Raw genomic sequence first — 25353 nt, 5'->3', positions numbered from 1 at the left:
AATGAACGAACGGCACGTCGGCGCACCCGGCCAGGTGAAGGAAGTCACCAGCCTCGCCAATCCGCTGATCAAGGACATCAAGGCGCTTGCGCTGAAAAAATTCCGCGACCAGCAGAACGCCTTCATGGCCGAGGGGCTGAAGCTGGTCATCGATGCGCTCGACCTCGGCTGGCAGATCAGGACGCTGGTGTTCGCCAAGGCCGGGCGCGGCAATGCTGCGGTGGAAAAGGTCGCGGCGCGCACGGTTGCCGCTGGCGGCACCGTGCTCGAAGTGTCGGAAAAAGTGCTTGTCGCCATTACCCGCCGCGACAATCCGCAAATGGTGGTCGGCGTCTTCTCGCAGAGATTCCTGGCCCTGAAGGATATCCGCGCCGACAATGGCGATGTCTGGGTGGCGCTCGACCGGGTGCGCGATCCCGGCAATCTCGGCACCGTCATCCGCACCGTCGATGCCGTCGGCGCCAAGGGCGTCATCCTGGTCGGCGACACCACCGATCCTTTTTCGGTGGAGACAGTGCGCGCCACCATGGGTTCCATTTTCGCCGTGCCGGTGGCCAAGGCGACGACCGAGGCTTTCCTTGCCTGGCGCGGCGGGTTTTCAGGCCTCGTCGCCGGCACGCATCTGAAAGGCGCCGTCGATTACCGCTCGGTCGACTTTTCCCGTGGGCCGGTGCTGCTAATGATGGGCAACGAGCAGCAGGGCCTGCCCGAAAGCCTGGCGGCGAGTTGCGACAGGCTGCTACGGATCCCACAAGCCGGCCGCGCCGATTCGCTCAATCTGGCCGTCGCCACCGGCATCATGCTGTTCGAGATCCGTCGCGGCGCGCTGAAGCTCGAACCAATCGCCGACCAGCAATGAAGGTTGTCCGCCCTTGAGATCATGGTCCCCCTACGCGCTGCTCGTCGTCGCGGCTATAGCGCTCGATCAGTGGATAAAGCACCTGGTCGAGACCGGCCTGCCCTTCCAGGAAAAGCTCGATCTGGTGCCGTTCCTGGCGCTGTTTCGCACCTACAACACCGGCATTGCTTTCTCGATGTTCTCCTCCTTCGGCGACACCGGCCTTGTGGTCATCGCCGTGCTGGTCGTTGCTTTCGTGCTCTACCTCGCCACCCGCACGCCATCGGCCCATGTCATCGCCCGCACCGGCTTTGCCCTGATCATCGGCGGCGCGCTGGGCAATCTGATCGACCGCGCCGTCTACGGCCACGTCATCGACTACATCCTGTTCCACACGCCGGTCTGGTCCTTTGCCAACGTCTTCAACCTCGCCGACGCCTTCATTTCCGTGGGCGCGGCACTGGTCGTCTTCGACGAACTCATCGGCTGGCGACGCGAACCCAAGCCTTCGAACGCCAAGCCTCCCAAAGATTGACCGAAGGCGGCCATCGCCGCACAGTCCACACCGAGCAAGCTCGCGGAGAAAAAGATGTCCGAAACCTTCAAAGCCATCCTCGTGTCGCGCGATGCCGACAAGAAGCAATCGGTGGCCGTGACGGATCTGACCGACGCCGACCTGATGGAAGGCGACGTCACCGTCGCGGTAGAGGCGACGACGGTGAACTACAAGGATGGGCTGGCCATTACGGGCAAGGCGCCGGTGGTCCGCCGCTGGCCGCTGGTGCCGGGCATCGACTTCGCCGGCACGGTGATCTCGTCCTCCAATCCCGATTGGCGCCAGGGAGACAAGGTCATCCTGAACGGCTGGGGCGTCGGCGAGACGCATTTCGGCGCCTATGCCGGGCGCGCCCGCGTCAAGGGCGACTGGCTGGTGCCGCTGCCGGAAGGCATCAGCGCACATGACGCGATGGCGGTCGGCACCGCGGGCTACACTGCCATGCTCTGCGTCATGGCGCTGGAGCGGCACGGCATCCTGCCCGACCGCGGTCCTGTGGTGGTGACGGGTGCTGCCGGCGGCGTCGGTTCGGTCGCGGTCTCCATCCTGTCCAGCCTCGGTTACCACGTCATAGCGTCGACCGGCCGCAATGCCGAAAGCCCCTATCTGATCAACCTCGGCGCCGCCGAGGTCATCTCGCGCGACGAGCTCAACCAGCCCGCCAAGCCGCTGGCCAAGGAACGCTGGGCCGGCGGCATCGATTCGGTCGGCAGCCACACGCTGGCCAACGTGCTGTCGATGACCTCCTATGGCGGCGCGGTCGCGGCCTGCGGCCTCGCCGGCGGCATGGATCTGCCGTCGAGCGTGGCCCCCTTCATCCTGCGCGGCGTCTCGCTGCTTGGCATCGATTCGGTGATGGCGCCGAAGGCCGTGCGCCTTGAGGCCTGGCGGCGCATTGGCTCCGATCTCGACCTGCAGAAGCTCGCCAGCCTGTCCACGACCATCGGCTTCGACGGCATCATCGATGCCGCGCGCGATATCGTCGACGGCAAGATCCGCGGTCGTGTCGTCGTCGACATGTGAGTCCGCCGGCCGGAAGGCTGGCGGAATTGACACTCTCTGGCGAAAAATCCGGCTCATCGAGCAAAAGAGGCGCATCCGCTAAAATTCGAACGATCCGCCGCAATTTTCCATAATCTCTGTCTGGCAAGGATTTCGCATGATCGCGGAATCCGACAGCCAGCAGGTGGACAAGGGCGACGACGTCGATGCGTTAGCCGCACCGGAGCGGCGGTTCATCGCTGCGCCGCCGTTGGTGCCCGAGCAGCAATTGGCCAGGCGGGAAAGCCTGCCGCTACTGACCTTCGGTGCCATCATCATACTGGCGGGCCTCGCGCATCTCACCGGGGCGCCGATTTTCATCAGCCTCGCATTGCTGGCGACCGGCCTCGCCGGCCTTGGAATGCATCTGAACGCCAGACGCAGCGTCCACCGCACCGTGGTTCTGCTGGACGAGACCACCGCCCGCAGCCGCGCCGAAATCGAGACGCTCGCCGACCGCATGTGGGAAATGCAGGAAAGCGAGGAGCGCTTTCGCGGTCTCATCGACGCGCTTGGCGATCTCGTCATCCATCGCGACCGCGACGGGTACATCGTCTATGCCAACAAGGTGTTCGCCGATCTGGTCGAAACCGATCAGCGCGACCTTGCCGGCAAGACCCTTGCCGAACTCGGCATCGAGGTCGGCATCGTACCCGATGCCGCCTTTTCCGACCATGAGTGCCTGAGTTCCACTGACGTCGCAATCCGCACGCCGAGCGGCTCGCGCTGGTTCTCCTGGATCGAGCTGTCGGTGCGCGACAAGGATAGCGGCGCGGTTTCGCATCGCGCCATCGCCCGCGATATCACTGCCCGCAAGCGCGCTGAATCCTCGCTGATCACCGCGCGCGAGCGGGCCGAATACGCAAGCCAGGCCAAGTCGCGCTTCCTCGCCACCGTCAGCCATGAAATCCGCACGCCGATGAACGGCATCATGGGCATGGCCAGGCTATTGGCCGACACCAGCCTGTCGCCGGAACAGCAGACCTATGTCGGCGCCGTCTCGACCTCGGCCAGCGCCTTGCTCGCCTTGATCGAGGATCTGCTCGACTATTCCAAGATCGAGGCCGGTCGCTTCGATCCGGAACCGCAGCCGATGTCGGTGCGCGAGATCGCCGACAACATCATCGAATTGCTGGCCGCGCGCGCCTTCGCCAAGGATATTGGCCTCGGCTGCCACGTCGAACCGGATGTACCGCAATTGATCACCGCCGATCCGGGCCGGGTAAGGCAGGTGCTGCTCAACCTCATCGGCAACGCCATCAAGTTCACCGACAGCGGCGGCGTACTGGTCAGCATCGCGCGCGCCCGCACCGAGACCAGCGACCGCATCTGCTTCACCATCACCGACACCGGTCCCGGCCTGCGCGACGAGGACATGGAGCGGATTTTCGAAGAGTTCGAGCAGGCCGACGGCACCTCGACGCGCACACATGGCGGGGCGGGGCTGGGACTTGCCATCTCCAGGCGCCTGGTGGCTGCCATGGGAGGCACGATTTCAGTCTCCAGCCGGCTTGGCCAGGGGTCGGAATTCGTCTTCGAAATCCCAGCCACGGAGGCCACGGAAGCGCCGCAGAGCCGGCAGAACGTGCTTGCCGGCAGGCGCGCGGTGATCCTGTCCAGGAACGCCATCGAGGCCGACGCCATCGCCCGCACCATCCGCGCCAATGGCGGCACGGCCGGTATCGCCACCACCGTGGCGCAGGCCGCCCCACTGGCCGAGGGCTGCGACGCGCTTCTGGTCGACGCGGCCATGGAGGAGGGTGACGGCAGGCTGCTCAAGCGGTTGCGCCAAGGCGGCTTTTCCGATTGCGAAGCCATCACGCTGATCGCGCCGACCGACCGCGGTATGCTCGGCGAGTTCCGTGCCAGCGGCTACGCGACCTTCCTGGCTCGGCCCGTGCGCGGGGGAACACTTTTGCGTGTGCTTTTGACCAGCCATGCGCCGGCCCTTGCCCAGCCGCAGCCGGAAAAGCGCCGCACTCCTGCACTTCGCGCCTCAAGCGACCGCCAGCAGGGCCTGTCCGTGCTGATCGCCGAAGACAACGACATCAATGCCATGCTGGCTCGCGCCACGCTGTTGAAGGCGGGGCACCGCGTCAAGGTGGTCGGCAATGGCAAGGCCGCCGTCGAGGCCGTCACCAGCGCCGGGCACAAGCACCGCTTCGACGTGGTGCTGATGGACCTGCATATGCCGATCATGGACGGGTTGGACGCCATTGCCGCGATCCGCCGCCATGAAGAGGAAACATCGGCGGCGCCCGTGCCGATCATGGTGCTGTCGGCCGACAGCCAGGAAAAAACCCGCCATACGGTGCTCGCCCACGGCGCCAGCGGCTTCGTCACCAAGCCGCTCGACCCCGATGCGCTTGTCAGCGCCGTCGAGGGCCAGGTCGCGGCCTGAGCAGCTTTTTTCCGGCGCGCTGCTAGTGCATTTCGCGTGAAAGTGACTCCGTTTTTGCCACGACGACATGCATGAAAACAAGGACCTGGCGCGCGTTGCCTGGGTTCGTGCAAACGCGACGCGCTTCAGATTTCCTCACCTAACGTAGCCGGTTGAGCGTTTTCGCCAGCCGACGAAGTATTGCCCGCGACGCCGTATCACGGTACTGTCACAATCCTGTTGCACCTACACCGTATCCCCGTGCCAAGAGGGATGGCTCGAAGGAGAATCACTCGTGCATACAGTTATGCCGGAATGTGACACTCGGCCAAACGCCAGCAGCGCCTTGCTTGCCGGACGTAATGTCGATTCCGTCGTCAAAGGCGCAGCACTCGGCCGTATCGGCAATCTCGAAGTGCGGCTCGCCCGCAACGAGGCTGAGATCGCGGCCGCGCAAGAAGTGCGCTACCGCGTATTTTACGACGAGCTTGGCGCCAGGAAGGACCTGTTCCAGGCACAGGATCGTCGCGACGCCGACCGGTTCGATCCGCTCTGCGACCATCTTCTGGTGCTGGATACGACGCTTTCCGGCCCCGAACATCGCCGTATCGTCGGTACCTATCGCCTGCTGCGGCAAGAAATCGCGGCCACCGCCGGCGGCTTCTATTCCGAAGGCGAGTTCGAGCTGACCAAGCTGATTGCCCGTCACCCCGGCCAGCGCTTTCTCGAACTCGGCCGCTCCTGCGTTTTGCCGCAATACCGCTCGAAGCGCACCATCGAGGCGCTGTGGCAAGGCATCTGGGCCTATATCAACCACTACGAAATCGGCGTGATGACCGGCTGCGCCTCCTTCCACGGCACCGTGCCGGCCGCTCACGCGGAGGCGCTCACCTATCTTGCCCATCACTGCCGCACCAACTCCGCCTGGGACGTGCGCGCGGTTTCCGACCGGTACTGCTCCATGGATCTGATGCCGATCGAGGCGGTCAACGCCAAGGCGGCGATCGCGGCGATGCCGCCTCTGGTCAAGGGCTATCTGAGAGTCGGCGCCCGCATTGGCGACGGCTGCGTCATCGACCGCGAATTCTCGACCGTCGACGTCTTCGTGGTGATGCCGGTCAAGGAGATTGGCGCCCGCTACGTCAACTACTATGGCGGGGAAGCGCAGCGCTTCGCAGCGTAGGCAGTAGGCAGTAGGCAGTAGGCAGTAGGGAAGACGTCACGTTCACGCTGCTCTGACCACTCACTACTGACTATTCCCCATTCCCTCTCTTACGGAATATCTTCCGGCCGCCTTCCCGGCCGACTCTTGTAGGACGCAAACGTCCAGCCGAAACGCAGCGCGCCACCGCGCACGGCGAGCGCCACGACGAAGCCGGCCAATCCCGAGACAATCTGCGGCAATCCGGCGACGTCACCCAATGTGAAGATGGCGGCGCCTGCCAGAGCGGCCGTGACATAGATCTCCGGCCTCAGCAGCACCGACGGCTCGCCGGCCAAAAGATCGCGCAATATGCCGCCGAAAGTCGCGGTCAGCATGCCGGTGATGATCGAAACCACAGGCGAACCGGTGATTGCCAGGCCTTTTGCCGCGCCCATCACCGAAAAGGCGGCCAGCCCGATAGCGTCGAGCCACAGCAGCAGCTTGTAGCGGGATTCGACGCGATGCGCGGTGAAGAAGACCAGAACCGCCACCACAGCGCAGATCAGCACATAGTCGCGGTTTCCCACCCAGAAGACCGGCACATTGAGGATGAGGTCGCGAAATGTGCCGCCGCCAATGCCGGTGACGCTGGCCAGGAACAGGAAGCCGATAATGTCGAGCTGTTTGCGTGAAGCAGCCAACGCCCCCGTCGCCGCAAAAACGGCGACGCCGGCATAGTCGAGAAGGGCGGTGGGATGCATGGAAGGCCAGGGCAGTAAGGGAATAGGGCAGTAAGGCAGTATGTTTAACACGAAGCCGGAGAGTTGGGACGCCCCCTATCCTCCCACTGCCCTACTGCCCTACTGCCCTACTGCCTAATCCCTAACTACGCATCCTTCTCCGCCTCGTCATTCACCGGCCCCGGCTCGACCGGCGCCTCGGCGGCAATCTTCGGACCGCCCTTGGCAACGCCGACCATGGCCGGACGCAGCACCCGCTCGCCGATCGAATAGCCCGGCTGCACGACCTGAACCACCGTGTTGGCCGGGACATCCGGATTGGGCACTTCGAACATCGCCTGGTGGAAATTGGGATCGAACTTCTCGCCTTCGGGAGTAAGCTTCTTGACCCCGTGCCGTTCCAGCGCCGACAGCATGGCACGCTCGGTCAGGTCGACGCCTTCGATCAGCGCCTTGAAGCCGGCGTCGCCCGACGCCTTGGCCTCGGCGGGAATCGCGTCCAGCGCGCGGCGCAAATTGTCCGACACCGACAGCATGTCGCGAGCGAAATTCGCAACCGCGTAGGTGCGGGCGTCGTGCACGTCGCGCGCGGTGCGGCGGCGCAGGTTCTCCATCTCGGCCGCGACGCGCAGCGCGCGGTCCTTCAGTTCTTCATTTTCCTTCAGCAGTCGCACAAGCGCTTCATAGTCGCCGTCGATGCTGCCTTCCGTGCGCTCGGCATTGGCCTCGGCCGCCTCGACTTCACTGGGCGCGCGTTCGTCTTTTGCCTGGTCGCTCATCGCCGTTTCCCGTCATCTCGAATGGTGTGGATTTTGTGCCCGATATCGAGGTTTGGCAGGCAAAAATCAAGGGGTAAGCCACCGGGAGCACCTTCGGAGGACCGATACGGTGACCAATGACACTCCCTCGATTTTAATTCAAATTTTACCGTACTTGCCGGCTCGGCTTGCCACGGAAGCGTGATGCGGGAACCATTCCCTTGCTGGAGGAGTTTTGGAACCGACAAAGGATTTTGAAATGATGACCCGCGACAAGGCTGAAAAGGGAGAAAAGCTCGCCACCGAGGTCAGGCGCCAGTTCGGCGCCGAGGCGATGACGCGCTTTCTGCGCACCTTGCCGGCTTTCCGTGCCGAAGCCGACATTCCCAATCGCTTCAGGGAGTTGCTTGACCATCTCGATCGGGTGGAGAGCAACAGCCTTGGCGGCGGTCGCCAATAGGCGCCGCCAGGCCGGGCCATCCCGGCCTTTCAGAACTGTGGAGAACCGGCCCGGGATCGCCTGTCGCGCGACAATTACGCACAGTAATTTTGCGTGATGGTTGCCTTGCGGTGGCCACAAGCCCCGCCTATGCTTTCTGATGAACATGATTTCCCCCGAAGCGGCCGCCAACAGCAGGCGTGCCTGGCTGAAGATTCTGGCGCGCTACAAGAAGCCGGATCGGCGACGCAGCGCCATCGAACTCGCCATCACCCTCATTCCGTTCGCCACGCTCTGGGCGCTCTCTTCGGCCGCCTATGCCTATGGCCATTGGTGGGGGCTGATCCTGATCCTGCCTGCGGCCGGATTCCTGGTGCGCATCTTCATGATCCAGCACGATTGCGGACATGGCTCCTTCTTCGCCAACCGCTATGCCGACGACTGGATCGGCCGTGCGCTCGGCGTCCTCACGCTGACACCTTACGATTGCTGGCGGCGCGCCCACGCTGTGCATCATGCCAGCGCCGGCAATCTCGACGAGCGCGGCATGGGCGACATCCGGACGTTGACCGTTGCCGAATACCGGCAATTGTCCTGGCGAGGCCGTCTTGCCTATCGGCTCTACCGCCATCCGCTGGTGATGTTCGGGCTCGGCCCGATCTGGCTGTTCATCTTCGAGCAAAGGCTGCCCATCGGCATGATGCGCGGCGGCCTGACGCCCTGGGTGTCATCCATGACCACCAATCTCGCCATCGCGGTTGCGGCAGCCATTCTCATCTGGGCCGTCGGCCCCGGCGCCTTCCTGGTCGTCCATCTGCCGATCGTCATTCTCGCCGGTTCGGCCGGCATCTGGCTGTTCTACGTGCAGCACCAGTTCGAGGAGACGGAATGGGCAAAGGATGACGACTGGGAGTTCCAGCACGCCGCCCTGCATGGCTCGTCCTATTACGACCTGCCGCCGGTGCTGAACTGGTTTACCGGCAACATCGGCGTCCATCACGTCCATCACCTCTCCGCCAAGGTGCCGGGCTACCGGCTGCAGGAAGTGCTGCGGGATTATCCGGAGCTGCGCGGCATCGGCCGCGTCACGCTGCTCGACAGCCTGCGCTGCGTCAAACTGGCATTGTGGGATGAGAACCGCCGCAAGCTGGTGTCGTTCCGCGAAGCACGGGCGGCTATCTAGAGCAATTCCAGCAAAAGTGTGAGCGGTTTTGCGTCCGGAATTGCGTCAAAACAAAGAGTTAGAGCAATTTCAGGAAAAGTGTGAACGGTTTCCGTCCGGAATTGCTGTGGAAAGACCGCCGCGCTTATGGGCGCGGCGGCCGTCAAAAATCCCGGATCAGGCTGCCTGGCGCTCGTCGCGCATCAGGATCTCGCCATGGCGGATTTCGGTGCCCAGCACCTTCAGGCATTCGCGGATGAAGTTGGACAGGCCCGGCCAGCCCTTGGCTGAAACCAGATTGCCGTCGACATGGGCGCCGGTCGGCGCGACATCGATGTAGATGCCCCCGGCTAGCGTCACTTCCGGCTCGCAATAATGCAGAGCCGCCACTTCCCTGCCCCGCACCACGCCATCGACCGCGATCAGAATCTGCACGCCGTGGCAGATGGTGAAGATCGGCTTGCCGGCCTCGTGGAAATGCCGCACCAGCGCCTGCACGCGCTTGTCGATGCGGATGTATTCGGGACCGCGCCCGCCCGCCGCGTAGACGGCGTCGTATTGGGCCGGATTCACCTCGGAAAACGTCTTGTTGAGGATGTAGTCGTGGCCGAGCTTTTCCGTGTAGGTCTGATGCCCTTCGAAGTCGTGCAGCGAGGTCTTCAGGATATCGCCGGCCTTCTTGTCCGGACAGATGACATGCACCGTGTGGCCGACGGCATGCATCGCCTGTTCGAAGACGAAAATCTCATACTCCTCGCTGAACTCGCCAACGAGCATCAATATTTTCTTGCCAGCCATTTCCGGTTCCTCCCTTGTGGCCATTTATTTCGGAGTGCGAAATAATCGACCTATCCTAAGGGCAGGCCAGCGAAAGGGAAAGTCTAAATCGCACAATTGGTACGACCAGTTTTCTTCATTCCTGACCAAGGAGGTGACAAGACGCTTCGCCTCGAACAAAAATAGCATCGCTGGTTCTACCAGGCTTGCAGTCAGGCGACTGCCTTGATCATGTCCGCCGCCTTTTCGGCGATCATGATGGTTGGTGCATTGGTGTTGCCGCCGATCAGCGTCGGCATCACCGAGGCGTCGACGACCCGCAAGGCTTCAAGCCCGTGAACCCGCAATTGCGGATCGACCACCGCCATCTCGTCGACGCCCATTTTGCACGTGCCGGCCGGGTGATAGATCGTGTCGGCGCGGGCGCGGATGTGGGACATCAGCTCCGCGTCGCTCGAAACCCCGGCGGTGTAGATTTCCTTGTGGCGGTATCTGGCCAGCGCCGGCGCCTCCAGGATACCGCGCATCATCCTGACCCCTTTGAGCAATAGATCAGCGTCGCGTTCGTCCGAAAGAAAGCGCGGATCGATGCGCGGTGGTGCCAAGGGATCACGCGTCGATAGCGCGACCTCACCGCGCGAATGCGGCCGCAGCACGCAGACGTGGCAGGAAAAGCCATATCCCATATGCAGCTTGCGGCCATGATCATCCACGATCGCGATGCAGAAATGCAGTTGCAGGTCGGGCCGTTCAATCGCCGAATCGGACTTGAGGAAGGCACCGCCTTCGGCATAGGGCGTGGCGATCATACCGCCGCCATCTTTCCGCCAGCGCAGCATGTGCCGCAGGAGGCCAGGTAGGCCGCGCAGGCCGATGCCCATCATATCGGCATCCTTCGACGTCCAGCCCATGATGAAATCGAGGTGGTCTTGCAGGTTCTTGCCAACACCGGGCAGTTCATGAATGACTGGAATACCATGCATGGCAAGCTCGGCAGCTGGGCCAATGCCCGACAGCAACAGGAGCTGAGGCGAACCGAAGGCGCCACCGCAGACGATGACCTCGCGCCTGGCTTTCACGACGGCTTCGCCCTTGCCCACGCGGTAGCGAACGCCGGTGGCCCGCTTGCCGTCCAGCACGATGCCCGTTGCATGCGCTCCGGTGATGACGGTCAGGTTCGGCCGGGTCATCGCCGGATGAAGGTAGGCGGCTGCCGCCGAACAGCGCTCGCCATTGCGGTGTTCGCCCCAGAATTGCGTGACCTGATAAAGTCCGGCGCCTTCCTGCTCGATCCCGTTGAAGTCATCGTTGCGACGGATCTGGTTTTCACCGCAGGCCTCGACAAAGGCCTGGGACAGCGCACGTGGCTCCTGCTGCTCGCCGACCCGCAGCGGCCCATCGCCGCCGTGCAGAGCGTCGCTGCCGCGCTGGTTGCCTTCCGCGCGCCGGAAATAAGGCAGCACCTCGTCCCACGACCAGCCGTCGCAGCCAAGCTCGGCCCATTCGTCATAGTCGCCACGGTGGCCGCGTGTGTAGAGCATGGCATTGATGGCGCTGGAACCGCCCAGCGCCTTGCCGCGCGGCTGGTAGCCCTTGCGGCCGCCAAGGCCTTGCTGCGGCACCGTCTCGAAGGCCCAGTTGTTGATTTTCGGCCGACCCGGCAACAGCGCGATTATGCCAGCCGGCGCGCGGATGAGCAGATTCCTGCCCTCGCCGCCGGCTTCGATCAGGCAGACCGTTTTCGAGGTATCTTCGGAGAGCCGCGCGGCAAGCGTGCAGCCGGCGGACCCACCACCGGCGATAACATAGTCGAAATCCATGACTTCCTCCCTCGCACCCGGCGGATGTTTCCGTCCGGATGACCAAGAGAAAGCTCGATTACGGCCTATGTAAAGATGTGTGAAATTACCCCTACGTCAGCTGTTGCGAACGCGCCGCCAGGAATATTTGGGACCGTTTGGCTCCGGCACGGCGGTCGGCTGGTAGTAGAGCCCCAACCCGCCGGTGTGGCCCTCCTCCAGGCGCTTCAACAGCACCGGGTTGGAAATCTCGAACTCATCGAAGCCCAGCCGCAGCATATGCGGCAACGGGTCGACCAGCACCTGGCCGGTGGCGCGAACGGCACCTTCGAAATGATAGCGGCTGCGCAGCAGTTCAGCCTTGGAGAAGGAGCGGCCGTCGCTGAAGGCCGGGAAAACCAGCGCCACCAGCGACAGCTGGTCGAGCAGGTCTGCTATCTTCTCGAGCTGGTCGCCGGGCTGCAGCACCACGCCGAGCCGCTCTTTGGCGGACCTGCGCACCTCCGGGTCGAGGTCGAGGAACGCCTGCAGCGGCAGGATGAAGCGGCCATTGCCGGAAAGCGCGTCCGCACTTTCGGCATGAGCCCACTCATCGTCGCGAAACCCCTCGGGGGTCCAGAGCCGGGTCTCCGGTGTCGTCGTCTCGGTCATCAAAAAGTTCCTAAATATTCAAACGAGCCAAGGATGTGTTGAGATTCAGGTCAGGCTGCGCCGAAAATGGCGGCTTCCGAGAACCGGAGCGGAGCGTACTTGAAGTACGTGAGCACCGGAAGCGCAGGAAGCTGCCGTTTGCAGGCCGGCCTCACCTGAATATCAGCACATCCTAAAGGGATGCGTCGGTCAGCGACACTTCGAGCCCCGACAGGTGAATGCCGCACTCGGTCTTGGCATGACCGGCCCAGCGGCCGCTGCGTGCGTCCTCGCCCGGCTGCACCGGCTGCGTGCACGGGAAACAGCCGATCGACAGATAGCCATAGGCGACGAGCGGATTTTCGCGCAGCGCATGGGCGCGCATGTAGTCGGCCTGGTCCGAGGTCGTCCAATGCGCCAGCGGATTGATGCGGATGCGCGCGCCGACCGCCTCGAACACCGGCAGTGCTGCCCGCGTCGAGGCCTGGAAGCGCTTGCGCCCGGTCAACCAGGCCCGGAACGGTGCAACCCCACGCGCCAGCGGCTCGACCTTGCGCACGTCGCAGCAGGCATCGGTGTTGCTCTGGTGCAGATTGCCCGTCGGGTCGATCCGCTCGAGCGCCGCCTCCTCAGGCTTGATCACGCTGATGTTGGTCAGCCCGAAATCGGCGACGAGCGCGTCCCGATAGCCGAGCGTCTCCTCGAAATGCTTGCCGGTGTCGAGGAAGATGACCGGCAGGGTGCGGTCGATCTCGGCGATCATGTGCAGCAGCACCGCCGAATCCGCGCCGAAGGAAGACACGGCGGCGATCTCGTCGTGAAACAGGTCGCGCGCCGCGCGTTCGATGATCTCGAGCGGCTTCAGATGGCCATAGAGCGCATCAAGCCCCGCTGCCTTGGCGGCGGCGCCATCATCGACGTCGACGATACGGTCAAGCGGCCTTGGTTTCGCCAGCATAGAGCGCCTCCTTGAACGGCGCGGGACCGACACGGCGGTAGGCGTCGATGAATCTTTCACTGGGGTTGAGCCGAAGGCCGAGATAGGTCTCGACGATCTGCTCGATGGCGTCGGTGATCTCCTCCGACGAGAAGCCGCGGCCGATGATCTCGCCGACCGACGTGTTCTCGTCGGCCGAGCCGCCCAGCGTCACCTGATAGAGCTCGGAGCCCTTCTTCTCGACGCCGAGTATGCCGATATGGCCGACATGGTGGTGACCGCAGGCATTGATGCAGCCGGAGATCTTCAGCTTCAACTCGCCGATTTCGCGTTGCCGCTCAAGCGAGGCGAAGCGTTGCGAGATTTCCTGCGCGATCGGGATCGAGCGTGCGGTGGCCAGCGCGCAATAGTCGAGGCCCGGGCACGCGATGATGTCCGATATCAAATTGGAGTTGGCCGTCGCCAGCCCGATGTCGACCAGCGCGTCGTAGACCGCCTTGAGATCGGCGCGCGCCACATGCGGCAGGATCAGGTTCTGCTCATGGCTGACGCGCAGCTCGTCGAAGGCGTATTTCTCGGCGATGTCGGCCACCGCTTCCATCTGGCTGTCCGAAGCATCGCCCGGCACCTCGCCGATGCCCTTGAGCGAGATCGTCACCGCCGCATAGTCGGGATGGCGGTGCGTCACCACATTCTGGTCGAGCCACTCCGAGAAGCCCTTGGAATCGAGGCGCGCCAGCTTGACCGCCTGATCGCCTTCCGGTCGCTCAGTGAGCGCCGGCGGCGCGAAATAGGCCTCGATGGCACGGATGTCGGCATCCGGCAGCTTCAGTTCGGCGTCCTTCAACTCCTGCCACTCGGCCTCGACCTGGCGGATTATTTCCTCGACCCCGGTCTCATGCACCAGGATCTTGATGCGCGCCTTGTACTTGTTGTCGCGGCGGCCATAGAGGTTGTAAACGCGCAGGATCGCCGTGCAGTAGGACAGAAGGTCGGCTTCCGGCAGGAAATCGCGGATCTTCTTGGCTACCATCGGCGTGCGGCCCTGGCCGCCACCGATATAGACGACGAAACCAAGTTCGCCGGCGGCGTTCTTCTTCACATGAAGGCCGATATCATGCGTCTGGATGGCGGCGCGGTCGCGCTCCGCCCCTGTCACCGCGATCTTGAATTTTCTGGGCAGGAACGAGAATTCCGGATGCACCGAAGACCATTGCCGCAGGATTTCCGCATAGGGGCGCGGATCGGCGACCTCATCGGCGGCAGCACCGGCAAAGTGGTCAGCGGTGACGTTGCGGATGCAATTGCCGCTGGTCTGGATGGCGTGCATCTCGACGCTGGCCAGATCGGCGAGGATCGCCGGAATGTCCGACAGCGCCGGCCAGTTGAACTGGATGTTCTGGCGCGTGGTGAAATGGCCGTAGCCCTTGTCGTATTTGCGGGCGATGTGGCCGAGCATGCGCAGCTGCTTGCCGCTCAACGTGCCATAGGGCACCGCGATGCGCAGCATGTAGGCGTGCAGTTGCAGGTAGACGCCGTTCATCAGCCTGAGCGGCCGGAACTGGTCCTCGGTGATCTCGCCGGACAGCCGGCGCTCGACCTGATCGCTGAACTCGGCGACGCGGGCCTGGACAAAATCGTGGTCGAACTCATCGTAACGGTACATGCTTCGTCTTTCAGGGCGCGTCCGCCCGTTTCACTCAAATCCTGGCTACGCCGCCCGCTCGGCCTGCTTGCCGAGATCGCCGCGGATGGTCGGGCCGGCGGCGCGGATCTTTTCGCGCAACCGCACCGGCTCGACAACGCCGTCGACGACGTCCGCGTCGATCAGATTGACGTCGACCACCTCATTGTCGGCATAGGCATTGGCGCCGATTGCTTCCAGGCGGTCCTCGGCCGCCTTGTCATGCGCAAGGTCGGCGTGGTCGACGGTCTCGGCCCAGCCGCCGTCGGCATACCAGACGGCTATGCCATCGGTCAGGCGGTTGGCGGTCAATATCTTCATTCTTCGACCTCTACTGCTGCCGCGTTGGCGGCGCTTTCATGCCTATATGCCGCGAGCGGCTCGGACCGTTCAAAATTGGCGCCGGCAACCGCGTCGCCGATGATGGTCATGACCGGCCCGTAAAGATCAACGCGCGCTTCCAGCGACGGCAGGTCGGCCAGCGTGCCGTGGAAACGGCGCCGGTTGGCCAGGCTGGCATTCTCGACCACGGCGACCGCCGTGTCCGGCGACAGGCCGGCTTCGATCAGCCGGCCGGCAACTTCGGCGGCGACCGAGCGGCCCATATAGACGGCGACGGTGGCACCGGAAATGGCGAGCTTCGCCCAGTCGGGCAATGAATTGCCCTTGAGGTCGTGGCCGGTGGTGAACACCATAGACGACGACACGCCGCGCAAGGTCAGCGGCAGCTCGAAATCGGCGGCGGCGGCAAAGGCCGCGGTGACGCCCGGAACCACCTCATAGGCGATGCCGGCTTCGCGCAGTACCGCCATTTCCTCGCCGGCGCGGCCGAACACCAGCGGATCGCCCGACTTCAGCCGCACCACGCGCTTGCCCTGTCGGCCAAGCTCGACTAGCAGCGCATTGATCTCGGCCTGGCTCTTGGTGTGGCAGCCCTTGCGTTTGCCGACTGGAAGGCGCTCGGCATCGCGGCGACCCATGGCGACGACCGCCTCCGGCACCAGCGCGTCATGGACGATGACATCGGCTTCCATCAGCAGGCGATGGGCACGAAGGGTCAGAAGATCCTCGGCGCCAGGACCGGCGCCGACCAGGGCGATGTGGCCTGCAACGGGTGCGTTCGACAGCAGAAGATCCACGGCGGCATCACGCGCCTGAGACAGCTGGCCGGCTTCCACGGCGTGCGCTGGCGTACCCTGGAAAAAACTGCTCCAGAAGCGGCGGCGGGAATTGCCTTTCGGCAGCACTTTTTCGGCCGCGCCTCGCAATGAGGCGGCAAGCGTTGCCAGCGATCCAAGCGACGGCGACAGCATCTGATCGATGCGGCTGCGCAGCATCTGGGCAAGCACCGGGCCAGCGCCTTCAGTCCCGATGGCAATGGCGACCGGCGCGCGGTTGACCAGCGCCGGGGTGAAGAAATCGCACAGCTCCGGCCGGTCGACGGCATTGACCGGAATGCCCAGTTTGCGCGCGTCCGCGGCAACGCGGCGGTCGAGCGTCTCGTCGCCGCTGGCGGCAAACACCATGACCGCGCCTTCGAGCTGTGAGGCATCATAGGTCGCCGCGACATGGCTGGCGCCGCACTGGGCGATGAAGGCAAGCAGCTCCGGTTCGGCATCTTCGGCAATGATGCGCAGCACCGCGCTCGACTGTCCGATCAGCCGCGCCTTGGCCAATGCCTCATCGCCGCCGCCGACGATGGCCACGGCTTCGCCCTCGACCCGCACGAAGACGGGAAAGGCGTTGAGCTTGGGCACGATATGCGGCATGACGGGTGCAATCCGAGAACAGGTTCGCAGTTTTACGCCCGGGCGCGAAAAACCAGAAGCAAAGCACTCGCGCATCCTGTGATGGCAGGCAATCGCTTTTTCGCAACTGCGAAAGGCAGGAGAAAAATATTCCACATCCAGGGCGCGGATGGATTCAAGCCGCTGAAACGGGCCTTGATTTCAGGTCTTTTTAGCCGTCTGCCCTTTGTTTCGCAAAACAGTTTTTTCTAATTTCTACCAATCCAGTAGATTAAAGTCGCCAGCCGGCAACTTTCAATCGTGGGACTCGGCCGACGGGCGTTCGACCGGCCTTTGCGGTTGGAACATTTCGGTTTCGCAAGACCTTCCCACACCACCACTACCCCAATCGAAACCGCGGCGGATCAGCGGCATCTTGGCTGCCGGTCAAGCATTTTGACGCCGCACCGTCGTCTTTTCGCACCGTTGCGGTTGCATCACCGTCACCCCTTCCACCATATTGCAAAACAGGCGGCGGCTTCGGGCGGCGCACATCCGACATCCCCAGCTTGAAAGGCGCTCCATAGACAATGCCGCATGACACGCCCCTTATCGCCACCATCGTCGCCGGTCTGGGGCTGGCTTTCGTCTTCGGCGCTCTCGCCAATCGCTTCCGCATCCCACCGCTGGTCGGTTACCTCGTAGCCGGCGTGCTGGTCGGGCCGAACACACCCGGCTTCGTCGCCGATGCCGGCCTTGCCAACGAGCTGGCCGAAATCGGCGTCATCCTGCTGATGTTCGGCGTCGGCCTCCACTTCTCGTTGAAGGACCTGCTGTCGGTCCGGGCCATCGCCGTGCCCGGCGCCATCGTCCAGATCGGTTTTGCCACGGCGCTCGGCGCCGGGCTTGCCTGGATGCTCGGCTGGTCGATGGGCGCCGGTCTGGTGTTCGGCCTGGCGCTGTCGGTCGCCTCGACCGTGGTGCTGCTTCGCGCGCTTCAGGAACGCCGCCTGATCGAGACCGAACGCGGCCGTATCGCCGTCGGCTGGCTGATCGTCGAGGACCTCGCCATGGTGCTGGCGCTGGTGCTTTTGCCGGCCCTTGCCGGCGTGCTCGGCGGCCAAGAGCAGGCGGATGTGCACTCGAGCGGCCTGCTGTCGCTGCCGGCCAGCTACGGCATCTGGGGCGTCGTTGGCATTACGCTGGCCAAGGTCGCCGCCTTCGTCGTCGTCATGCTGGTGGTCGGCCGCCGGGTCATCCCCTGGATCCTGCATTACGTCGCCCATACCGGGTCGCGCGAACTGTTCCGGCTGGCGGTGCTGGCGATCGCGCTCGGCGTCGCCTTCGGCGCGGCAAAACTGTTTGGCGTCTCGCTGGCGCTCGGCGCCTTCTTCGCCGGCATGATCATGAGCGAATCCGAGCTCAGCCACCGCGCGGCGGAAGAGTCGCTGCCTTTGCGCGATGCCTTTTCGGTGCTGTTCTTCGTCTCCGTCGGCATGCTGTTCGACCCGTTCAGCCTGTTCAGCAACGGCCTGCCGATCCTGGCGACGCTAGCCATTATCGTCATCGGCAAGTCGTTGGCCGCCTTCGTCATCGTCGTCGCCTTCGGCTATCCCCTGGCAACGGCCTTGATGATTTCAGCCAGCCTTGCCCAGATCGGCGAATTCTCCTTCATCCTGGCCGAACTCGGCGTCGGGTTGAAACTTCTGCCCGAACAGGGCCGCGACCTGATCCTTGCCGGCGCCATCCTGTCGATCGTGCTCAACCCGCTGATGTTCCTGGCCCTCGACTGGATGAAACCATGGCTTGAAGCGCGCGCCGCCAGGACGGCCCCGCCGGCGGACGCCAAGCCGGTCGGCCCGGCGACGGAACCGGGCCAAGTCGCCTCGGTCGTGGCAACAGCCAAGGCGGAAGACGGCCCGCCGCCAAAGACGGCACTCACCGGTCATGCCATCCTGATCGGCTACGGCCGTGTCGGCGGTCTGGTCGGCGTCGCGCTGAAAGACGCCGCAATGCCCTTCCTCGTCATTGAGGACGCCGACAAGACACTGGTCAAGCTGAAAGCCGACGGCGTCGAGACCGTCGCCGGCAATGCGGCCAACGCCGAAGTGTTCGCCGCCGCCAATCCCGAAGGCGCCAGGCGGCTGATCCTCGCCATCCCCAACGCCTTCGAGGCCGGCCAGATCGTGCTCAGGGCGCGCGCCGCCAATCCCAACATCAACGTCGTCGCCCGCGCCCATTCCGATGCCGAGGTCGAGCATCTCAAGGGGCTCGGCGCCGACACGGTGATCATGGGCGAGCGCGAGATCGCGCGCGGCATTGTCGAAGAGGTGCTGGGGCACAAGTCGCCGGCCACCGAACCCACCGCGGCCTAAACTGATCGCACGAACGCAGAACCGCCGTTCTCAGCGATGCTGCTGAGATATTGTGCGGGAGGCTTGCCGAGCGCCTTTTTGAACATTGTGATGAAGGCTGTGACGGATTCATAGCCGAGATCACCCGAAACCCGCTGGACACTTGCGCCCGAAGCCAGCTCCCTGATCGCAACGACCAAGTGCAATTGCTGGCGCCAGCGGCCGAAGCTCAAGCCAGTCTCCTTGACGACGAGACGCGCGAGACTGCTCTCGCTGAGCGCGACGCGATTGGCCCACTCCGCCAGCGTGCTGCGGTCAGCGGGATCGTCCGCCAGCGCTTCGGCGATCCGCCGCAAGCGCGGCTCGGAGGAGATCGGCAGATGCAATTGCTGGACAGGCATATCAGGCAGTTCGGCAAGCAGGACCCTTCCCAGGAAAGCGCACCTCGCATCGTCCGGCGCGCAGTCCGACAGCTCGATGATGAGTTCGCGCAGCAGCGGCGAGATCGAAAGCGTGCAGCATCGATCCGGCAGTTCGGCAGCACCGGGCTCGATGTAAACGAAGAAAATCCGGGCATTGGCCGTCGCTATGTTGCTGTGTTCCATGCGGCTCGGCACCCACACGCCGCAATGCGGCGGCACCATCCACAGGCCGCTGGGGACGCGGCAGGTGACACCGCCGCCGAGCGCGAAGACGAGTTGCCCCTTGCGATGCCAATGGGCCGATACCTCCGCTCTGGTTTCGGGGATGTCGACGCGCACGGCAATCGCCGGCGCTGAAAGCTCATCCACATCGAAATCGAGCCAAGGATAGCGAAGGGGTTGTTTCATGATTGACGACTTCTAGCGATTGATTGCCTTTATATCTAGATTATTCGCCAACACAAATCGATAGGCTTGGGTCGTTGTCGCCACAATTGGCAAAGGTGTACCCATGCTCGCGCTTACCGTCTCTTCCGTTAACGCAGCCAGATTGAAACTCGCCGAGGTGGACGAGCCACAACCTTGCGCGAACGAAGCGCTGGTCTCGGTCCACGCAACCTCGTTGAACCGTGGCGAACTGCGCCTGCTCACCATACGCCCGGACGGCTGGATACCTGGCCAGGACGTCGTCGGGGTCGTCGAACGGGCGGCAGCTGATGGCTCCGGGCCGGCCGTGGGCACAAGGGTTGTGGCCTTGGTCGACGAAACCGGCTGGGCCGAGCGTGTCGCCGTTCCGACCGAGCGTCTCGCCGTCCTGCCCGAGGAGGTCGGCTTCGTTTCGGCGGCCACGCTTCCGGTCGCCGGCACGACGGCACTAAGGACGTTGCGCCATGGCGGTGACCTCGCCGGCCAGCAGGTGCTGATCACCGGTGCGAGCGGTGCGGTCGGCCGTTTCCAGATCCAGATCGCCCGGGAGCAAGGCGCGTCGGTGACCGCGATCGCCGACGCCCGGCATGCCGACGATCTCCTTGGCCTCGGAGCCGGGCAGGTCGTCGAGTTGATCGAGCGGGCCGAGGGGCCGTTTTCGCTGATCACCGAGTCGGTCGGCGGCCAAAGCCTCGCCCACGCGATCGAACGAATCGCCCCTGGCGGGACCATCGTCATGTTCGGTTCGAGCAGCGGCGAACTGACGCCGGTTGGCTTCCGCCAGTTCGTTCCGGGCCATGAGGGCGCGAGGCTGCAGACGTTTGCCTACTACACGTCCGGCTCGGGCATTGGCGCTGATATCGCCTCGCTGCTCGCCCTGGTCGCAGCCGGCCCGCTGGAGACCCGCGTGGCTTTGACCGTGCCGTGGACGGATATCGCCCAGGCCCTCGACGCCCTGCGACAGCGCAGCTTCAGCGGCAAGGCTGTTCTCACCATAGCCGGATAAGCCGGCCGTTCTGGTCGGCGGCCCGTGCCCCGGCATGGGCTGGAGACGGCTGACGATATTCATCCGCAACACGTAAATCAAAGCGCCCAGGCGCCAACACCAGGTCAGGGGTCTCCAATGACGGTTAGAGAAATTGTCAGAACATCCAGCGGCCAGGGGCTTCTCCTGATCGGCGTCATGCTGATCGCCTCGACGCTTCGCGCGCCCATCACAGGCGTGGCGCCGATGCTCGGCATGATCCGGCAAACCAGCGGCATCAGCGCCACTGAGGCAGGACTGCTGACCACCCTTCCCTTGCTGGCGTTCGCGGCGATCTCGCCTTTCGCGGCCGGCCTGGCGCGCCGATACGGCATCGAAAGGTCGTTATTCGCAGCGCTGCTTGTTGTCGCGACCGGCATTGTCCTGCGCGCGACCAGCCCCCTCTGGGCGCTGTTCGTCGGCACCGGTACGATTGGGGCGGGGATTGCTGTCGCCAACGTCCTGCTGCCAGGCTTGCTGAAACGCGATTTTCCCAACCGGGTCGCCAGCCTGACCGGCTTCTATGCCATCGTGTCCGGGCTTTCGCAGGCATTGGCATCGACGGCAGCGATCCCGCTCGCTCAATTGCCGGGGTCGAACTGGCGTCTGTCGCTTGCCTGCACGCTGATCTTTCCAGTCGCCGCCCTGATTGCCTGGGTGCCCCAGCTTCAAATGCCCGCCGCCCCGGAGCGCGCGGCATCGTCCTCACATGACCGCGGACACCTCTGGCGCTCGGCCCTTGCCTGGCAGGTAACGGGCTTTCTTGGCCTTACCTCGCTGGTCTTCTACGTGATCGTCGGATGGTTGCCCGCGATCCTGGCGGAGGCAGGATATTCGGCAGCGACGGCGGGCTCGCTGCATGGGCTCTGTCAGCTGGCAATCGCGATCCCCGGCCTGCTGCTCGGCACCGCCGTCAAGCGCATGAGGGACCAGCGCGCCATGGCCATCGGCATGGCACTGACCACATGCCTCTCGCTGCTCGGCCTCTGGCAGCTTCCGGCGCTCGCAGCCCTTTGGATCGCGCTGTTCGGTTTCGGCGCCGGTGCCGCCTTCATGCTGGGTCTCTCCTTCGTCAGCCTGAGGGCCTCGCACAGCCAGGAGGCGGCAGCGCTGTCGGGAATGGCGCAATGCCTGGGCTACTCGCTGGCCGCCGCAGGCCCGCCGCTGGCCGGTCTTGCCCATGACGCGACCGGGAACTGGAGCCTGGCCCTGGGCGCCTGCGCCATCATCACCTTGCTGATGGCGGTCCTGGGAAGCCTTGCGGGGCGGGCGAGGACGATCTGACGTCTAAAGCGCGTCGCGTCTGAACGGATTTATGCGACGCGCTTTAGGTCTTTATTTTTATGCATGTCGTTCTCCCAAAACCGGGGCCACTTTTGGGCGACATGCATTAGACGTGCTGGCCGCCATTGATGTGGATTTCCGAGCCCGTCACATAGGACGCCTGCTGCGAGCACAGGAAAAAGATAATGTCGGCGACCTCGGCCGTTTTGCCGAGCCGCCGCATTGGGATTGTCTCGACGATCTTGTCCGTGCCTGGCGACAGGATCGCGGTGTCGATCTCGCCCGGCGCGATGGCGTTGACGCGGATGCCGTGCGGGCCGAAATCATGCGCCATTTCGCGCGTCAGCGAGCCGAGTGCGGCCTTCGATGTCGCATAGGCAGTGCCGGCGAAAGGATGCACGCGGGTACCGGCGATCGAGGTGACGTTGACGATCGAGCCCTTGGCCGCGGCTAACTCTTTGAACAACCCCCGCGCGAGCATGATCGGCGCGAAGAAATTGACCTGGAACACGTCACGCCAGACATGCATCGGCGTGTCGATCGAGTCCATGCGGCTGTTGCCGTCCTTGAGCTTCGGTGAAATGCCGGCATTGTTGACCAGCGCGTGCAACTGGCCGCCATGCGCTTCCAGCCGATGGCGTATCTCCGAGACGGCGACGCCGACATCTTCCTGGTCGGCGAGATCGACCTTGATATGGTCCTCCGGGCCTGCCGGCCACGGGCAATCCTCGGCAAAGGCCTGGCGTGAACAGGTGATGACGCGCCAGCCCTCGCGCGAAAAGCGCTTGACCGTGGCGTGACCAATGCCGCGGCTGGCGCCGGTCAGCACAATGGTTTTTCTGGTGTCAGGTTCAGCCATGTCAGATCTCCGCGGGGAGATGTAGCGGAACGCCGCGACGGTGGCGAGAGGCGGATTGACGCCGCTCGGGTGACAGCATCAGCCGCCGCCCAGAATATCCAGGATCGAGGTCCGCTTCTTCTTCAGTGGACCGCCGACACTGCCCGGCGGCACCGGGTGCCCGACTGAAGCCGTTGTGCCGTCATCCGCAGGCATGTTGAAGCCATCGGCATCGACGGTCTGAGCAGGCCGCGCCACGCGCGCCGGCGCTGGCGCCTGAGCAACGGGAGCGGCTCGCGGCGCTGCTGGCGCCTGCTGGCCAACCGACGCTGACGGAACCGGCGCCGGCTGGTTGTTGTCGACTGAAGGTATGTCGTCGGGCACGATCGTATCGGCCGGCGTCGATTTCCAGGTGCCGGGCAGCGGCCGCACCGGCACACCCTCATGTGCCGCGACCATGAATTCGTGCCAGGCCTGCGCCGGCAGCGCGCCGCCGGTGACCTTCTTCATCGCAGTGCCGTCATCATTGCCGAACCACACGCCGGTGGTGAGATTGGCGGTGTAGCCGACGAACCACGCATCGCGCGAATTCTGGCTGGTGCCGGTCTTGCCGGCCGACGGCCAGGCAAAAGCCGCCTTCTTTGCCGAGCCGAATTCTACCGTGCCCATCATCATCGAGTTCATCATGCCGACGATCTCGGGTTTGACCACGCGGGGCGCATTGCCGCCGCCGTTGTCATAGAGAACCTTGCCATCGGCGGTGGTAATGCGGCGGATGAAATGGATGTCCGGCTTGTAGCCGCCATTGGCGAACGGCACATAGGCCGAGGTCAGTTCCAGCGGCGTGACTTCCGAAGTGCCGAGCGCGATCGAGGTGTTGGCCTGCAGATCGGACTGGATGCCCATGCGGTGCGCGGCCTCGACCACCGCGTTCGGCCCGACCTCCATGGTCAATTGTGCGGCGACCGAGTTCAGCGATTTGGCCAGCGCTGTCGCCAGGGTGACCTTGCCAAAGTACTTTCCGCCGTAATTGTCGGGTGTCCAGTTGCCGATCTTGATCGGCGCATCGTTGCGCGTGCTGTCGGGCGTACGGCCGGCTTCGAGTGCCGCCATATAGACGAACGGCTTGAAGGCCGAGCCCGGCTGGCGGCGCGCTTCAGAGGCGCGGTCGAACTGGCTGGTCGAATAGTCGTAGCCGCCGACCATGGCGCGCACCGCGCCGGAATCGTCGATCGACACCAGCGCGCCCTGGGTGACGTTGAGCTTCTTGCCGCTCTCATCGATCAGCCGGCGGATCGACTGTTCGGCGAGCTTCTGCAGGTTCAGGTCGACGGTCGAGTCGACGACGATGTCGCCGCGCACATCGCCGATCAGGTCGGGCAGTTCTTCCATGATGGTGTCGGCGACATAGTTTTCCGAGCCCGTCCAGTAGGACGGCGAACGCGTCGCCGGTGCGCTGAGTGCCGTCTTCAGCTCTTTGTCGCTGATCTTGCCCTCATCGCGCATGGCCGCGAGCACGAGTTGCGAGCGCTCCTCGGCAGCCTTGGGATCGCGTGCCGGCGACAATTTCGATGGCGCCTTCAACAGACCGGCAAGCAGGGCTGCTTCCGACAGCGTGACGTCGCGCGCGCTCTTGCCGAAATAGCGCCGCGACGCTGCCTCGACACCATAGGCGCCGGAGCCGAAATAGACCCGGTTGAGGTACATTTCGAGGATCTGGTCCTTGGTGTGCTTGTGCTCCAGCCACAACGCCAGCAGCACCTCCTGCACCTTGCGCTCCAGCGTGCGGTCGGGCTTCAGGAACAGGTTTTTCGCCAATTGCTGCGTCAGCGTCGAGCCGCCCTGCGAAAAATGCCCGCCGATAAGGTTGGTCACCATGGCGCGCGACAGGCCGATCGGATCGACACCGAAATGCGAATAGAACCGGCGGTCCTCGATGGCGATGACGGCTTCCGGAATATAGGGCGACATTTCGTGCAGGCCGACGGCCTCGCCGCCGCTCATGCCCCTGTTGGCGAGCAACTGGCCATCGACCGAAACGATCTTGATGTTGGGGGCACGGTCGGGGATCGACCAGGTTGTCGCCGCCGGCATCTTGGCGCCGTAATAGACGACGACGCCCGCCACCGCGATGCCGCCCCAGATGGCGAGCACGAAGCACCAGTAGAACAGCCGGGCAAGCACGCCGAATAGGCCGCGCCGGCTTCTGCCACGCCCGCCGCGCGACGATTTGGCCTTCGACAATTTGCGTTTGGCGGAGGCTTTGCGGTTGCTGGGCACGACGCGATCCTCCTCGCTCACCGAAAGACCCGGCTGGGATCGCGCCTGTGGCGATCCCTCGAAGCTGGGTTCGATGCGACTGTCTCTGCGGTTCGCCATGCGTTGTGCTTGAT

22 protein-coding genes are annotated in these 25353 nt (G+C 64.0%); 10 read left to right on the top strand and 12 right to left on the bottom strand.

Annotated elements, in window-relative coordinates:
* Window position 1: 1 nt before the first annotated feature.
* The 5 genes from HGP13_RS08985 to HGP13_RS08965 all read left to right on the top strand — a co-directional run bounded on the left by HGP13_RS08985 (window position 2) and on the right by HGP13_RS08965 (window position 5998).
* A complete protein-coding gene (locus HGP13_RS08985) occupies window positions 2-859 on the top strand; it encodes an RNA methyltransferase (RefSeq protein ID WP_172224135.1) in 858 nt (285 codons plus the stop codon).
* Between the two features lie 13 nt (window positions 860-872).
* Window positions 873-1373, top strand: a complete 501-nt coding sequence (gene lspA / locus HGP13_RS08980) for a signal peptidase II (RefSeq protein ID WP_172224132.1) — start codon at window positions 873-875, stop codon at window positions 1371-1373.
* A 54-nt stretch (window positions 1374-1427) separates the two neighbouring features.
* Window positions 1428-2417 carry an MDR family oxidoreductase gene (locus HGP13_RS08975; protein WP_172224129.1) on the top strand — a complete coding sequence of 330 codons (990 nt, stop codon included), beginning with the start codon at window positions 1428-1430 and terminating at the stop codon, window positions 2415-2417.
* A gap of 136 nt (window positions 2418-2553) precedes the next feature.
* Window positions 2554-4836 (top strand): PAS domain-containing hybrid sensor histidine kinase/response regulator, encoded by a 2283-nt coding sequence (locus HGP13_RS08970; protein ID WP_172224126.1) that lies wholly within the window; start codon window positions 2554-2556, stop codon window positions 4834-4836.
* 286 nt (window positions 4837-5122) lie between these two features.
* Window positions 5123-5998, top strand: a complete 876-nt coding sequence (locus HGP13_RS08965) for a GNAT family N-acetyltransferase (RefSeq protein ID WP_246707434.1) — start codon at window positions 5123-5125, stop codon at window positions 5996-5998.
* A gap of 89 nt (window positions 5999-6087) precedes the next feature.
* Here HGP13_RS08965 and HGP13_RS08960 read toward each other — a convergent pair whose 3' ends face one another.
* Both HGP13_RS08960 and grpE read right to left on the bottom strand, forming a co-directional pair.
* On the bottom strand, window positions 6088-6720 hold the full coding sequence (locus HGP13_RS08960; RefSeq protein ID WP_172224120.1) for a trimeric intracellular cation channel family protein: 633 nt from the start codon (window positions 6718-6720) through the stop codon (window positions 6088-6090).
* Window positions 6721-6845: 125 nt separating this feature from the next.
* The gene (gene grpE, locus HGP13_RS08955) at window positions 6846-7478 is read right to left on the bottom strand and encodes a nucleotide exchange factor GrpE (protein WP_172224116.1); all 633 of its coding nucleotides are present in this window, start codon (window positions 7476-7478) and stop codon (window positions 6846-6848) included.
* Window positions 7479-7716: 238 nt separating this feature from the next.
* Here grpE and HGP13_RS08950 point away from each other — a divergent pair, with 238 nt between their 5' ends.
* The gene (locus HGP13_RS08950) at window positions 7717-7917 is read left to right on the top strand and encodes a hypothetical protein (protein WP_172224113.1); all 201 of its coding nucleotides are present in this window, start codon (window positions 7717-7719) and stop codon (window positions 7915-7917) included.
* A 139-nt stretch (window positions 7918-8056) separates the two neighbouring features.
* The gene (locus HGP13_RS08945) at window positions 8057-9079 is read left to right on the top strand and encodes a fatty acid desaturase (RefSeq protein WP_172224110.1); all 1023 of its coding nucleotides are present in this window, start codon (window positions 8057-8059) and stop codon (window positions 9077-9079) included.
* A 156-nt stretch (window positions 9080-9235) separates the two neighbouring features.
* On the opposite strand, the gene HGP13_RS08940 is transcribed toward HGP13_RS08945, so the two are convergent.
* The 7 genes from HGP13_RS08940 to cysG all read right to left on the bottom strand — a co-directional run bounded on the left by HGP13_RS08940 (window position 9236) and on the right by cysG (window position 16654).
* Window positions 9236-9856 (bottom strand): DJ-1/PfpI family protein, encoded by a 621-nt coding sequence (locus HGP13_RS08940; protein ID WP_172224107.1) that lies wholly within the window; start codon window positions 9854-9856, stop codon window positions 9236-9238.
* A gap of 191 nt (window positions 9857-10047) precedes the next feature.
* Window positions 10048-11655, bottom strand: a complete 1608-nt coding sequence (locus HGP13_RS08935) for a GMC family oxidoreductase N-terminal domain-containing protein (RefSeq protein WP_172224104.1) — start codon at window positions 11653-11655, stop codon at window positions 10048-10050.
* 96 nt (window positions 11656-11751) lie between these two features.
* Window positions 11752-12285 carry a DUF934 domain-containing protein gene (locus HGP13_RS08930; protein WP_172224101.1) on the bottom strand — a complete coding sequence of 178 codons (534 nt, stop codon included), beginning with the start codon at window positions 12283-12285 and terminating at the stop codon, window positions 11752-11754.
* A 172-nt stretch (window positions 12286-12457) separates the two neighbouring features.
* Window positions 12458-13222, bottom strand: a complete 765-nt coding sequence (locus HGP13_RS08925; protein WP_172224098.1) for a phosphoadenylyl-sulfate reductase — start codon at window positions 13220-13222, stop codon at window positions 12458-12460.
* A complete protein-coding gene (locus HGP13_RS08920; RefSeq protein ID WP_172224095.1) occupies window positions 13197-14867 on the bottom strand; it encodes a nitrite/sulfite reductase in 1671 nt (556 codons plus the stop codon). The genes HGP13_RS08925 and HGP13_RS08920 overlap by 26 nt, the downstream gene beginning before the upstream one ends.
* Window positions 14868-14912: 45 nt before the next feature.
* Window positions 14913-15206 (bottom strand): DUF2849 domain-containing protein, encoded by a 294-nt coding sequence (locus HGP13_RS08915; RefSeq protein WP_172224092.1) that lies wholly within the window; start codon window positions 15204-15206, stop codon window positions 14913-14915.
* Window positions 15203-16654 carry a siroheme synthase CysG gene (cysG, locus tag HGP13_RS08910; protein ID WP_172224089.1) on the bottom strand — a complete coding sequence of 484 codons (1452 nt, stop codon included), beginning with the start codon at window positions 16652-16654 and terminating at the stop codon, window positions 15203-15205. Before cysG ends, HGP13_RS08915 begins: the two co-directional genes overlap by 4 nt.
* A 548-nt stretch (window positions 16655-17202) precedes the next feature.
* Between cysG and HGP13_RS08905 the strand changes: the two genes are divergently transcribed.
* Window positions 17203-18987, top strand: coding sequence for a cation:proton antiporter (locus tag HGP13_RS08905; protein ID WP_172224086.1), 1785 nt, complete (start codon window positions 17203-17205; stop codon window positions 18985-18987).
* Here HGP13_RS08905 and HGP13_RS08900 read toward each other — a convergent pair.
* Window positions 18984-19796 carry a helix-turn-helix transcriptional regulator gene (locus HGP13_RS08900; protein WP_172224083.1) on the bottom strand — a complete coding sequence of 271 codons (813 nt, stop codon included), beginning with the start codon at window positions 19794-19796 and terminating at the stop codon, window positions 18984-18986. The two genes, HGP13_RS08905 and HGP13_RS08900, sit on opposite strands and share 4 nt — an antisense overlap.
* 103 nt (window positions 19797-19899) lie before the next feature.
* Between HGP13_RS08900 and HGP13_RS08895 the strand changes: the two genes are divergently transcribed.
* On the top strand, window positions 19900-20820 hold the full coding sequence (locus HGP13_RS08895) for a zinc-binding dehydrogenase (protein ID WP_172224080.1): 921 nt from the start codon (window positions 19900-19902) through the stop codon (window positions 20818-20820).
* A gap of 117 nt (window positions 20821-20937) precedes the next feature.
* Entirely contained in the window at window positions 20938-22122 is a 1185-nt protein-coding gene (locus HGP13_RS08890; protein WP_172224077.1) for an MFS transporter, read from the top strand.
* A 106-nt stretch (window positions 22123-22228) separates the two neighbouring features.
* On the opposite strand, the gene HGP13_RS08885 is transcribed toward HGP13_RS08890, so the two are convergent.
* Window positions 22229-22981, bottom strand: a complete 753-nt coding sequence (locus HGP13_RS08885; protein ID WP_172224073.1) for an SDR family oxidoreductase — start codon at window positions 22979-22981, stop codon at window positions 22229-22231.
* 78 nt (window positions 22982-23059) lie between these two features.
* Window positions 23060-25339, bottom strand: a complete 2280-nt coding sequence (locus HGP13_RS08880; RefSeq protein WP_172224070.1) for a transglycosylase domain-containing protein — start codon at window positions 25337-25339, stop codon at window positions 23060-23062.
* Window positions 25340-25353 lie beyond the last annotated feature (14 nt).

Origin of the sequence: Mesorhizobium sp. NZP2077 (genome assembly GCF_013170805.1) — a bacterium.
Classification (GTDB): Bacteria; Pseudomonadota; Alphaproteobacteria; order Rhizobiales; family Rhizobiaceae; genus Mesorhizobium.
The sequence above is the reverse complement of the archived record's forward strand: the minus strand, read 5'-3'. Positions and strand labels throughout refer to the sequence as shown.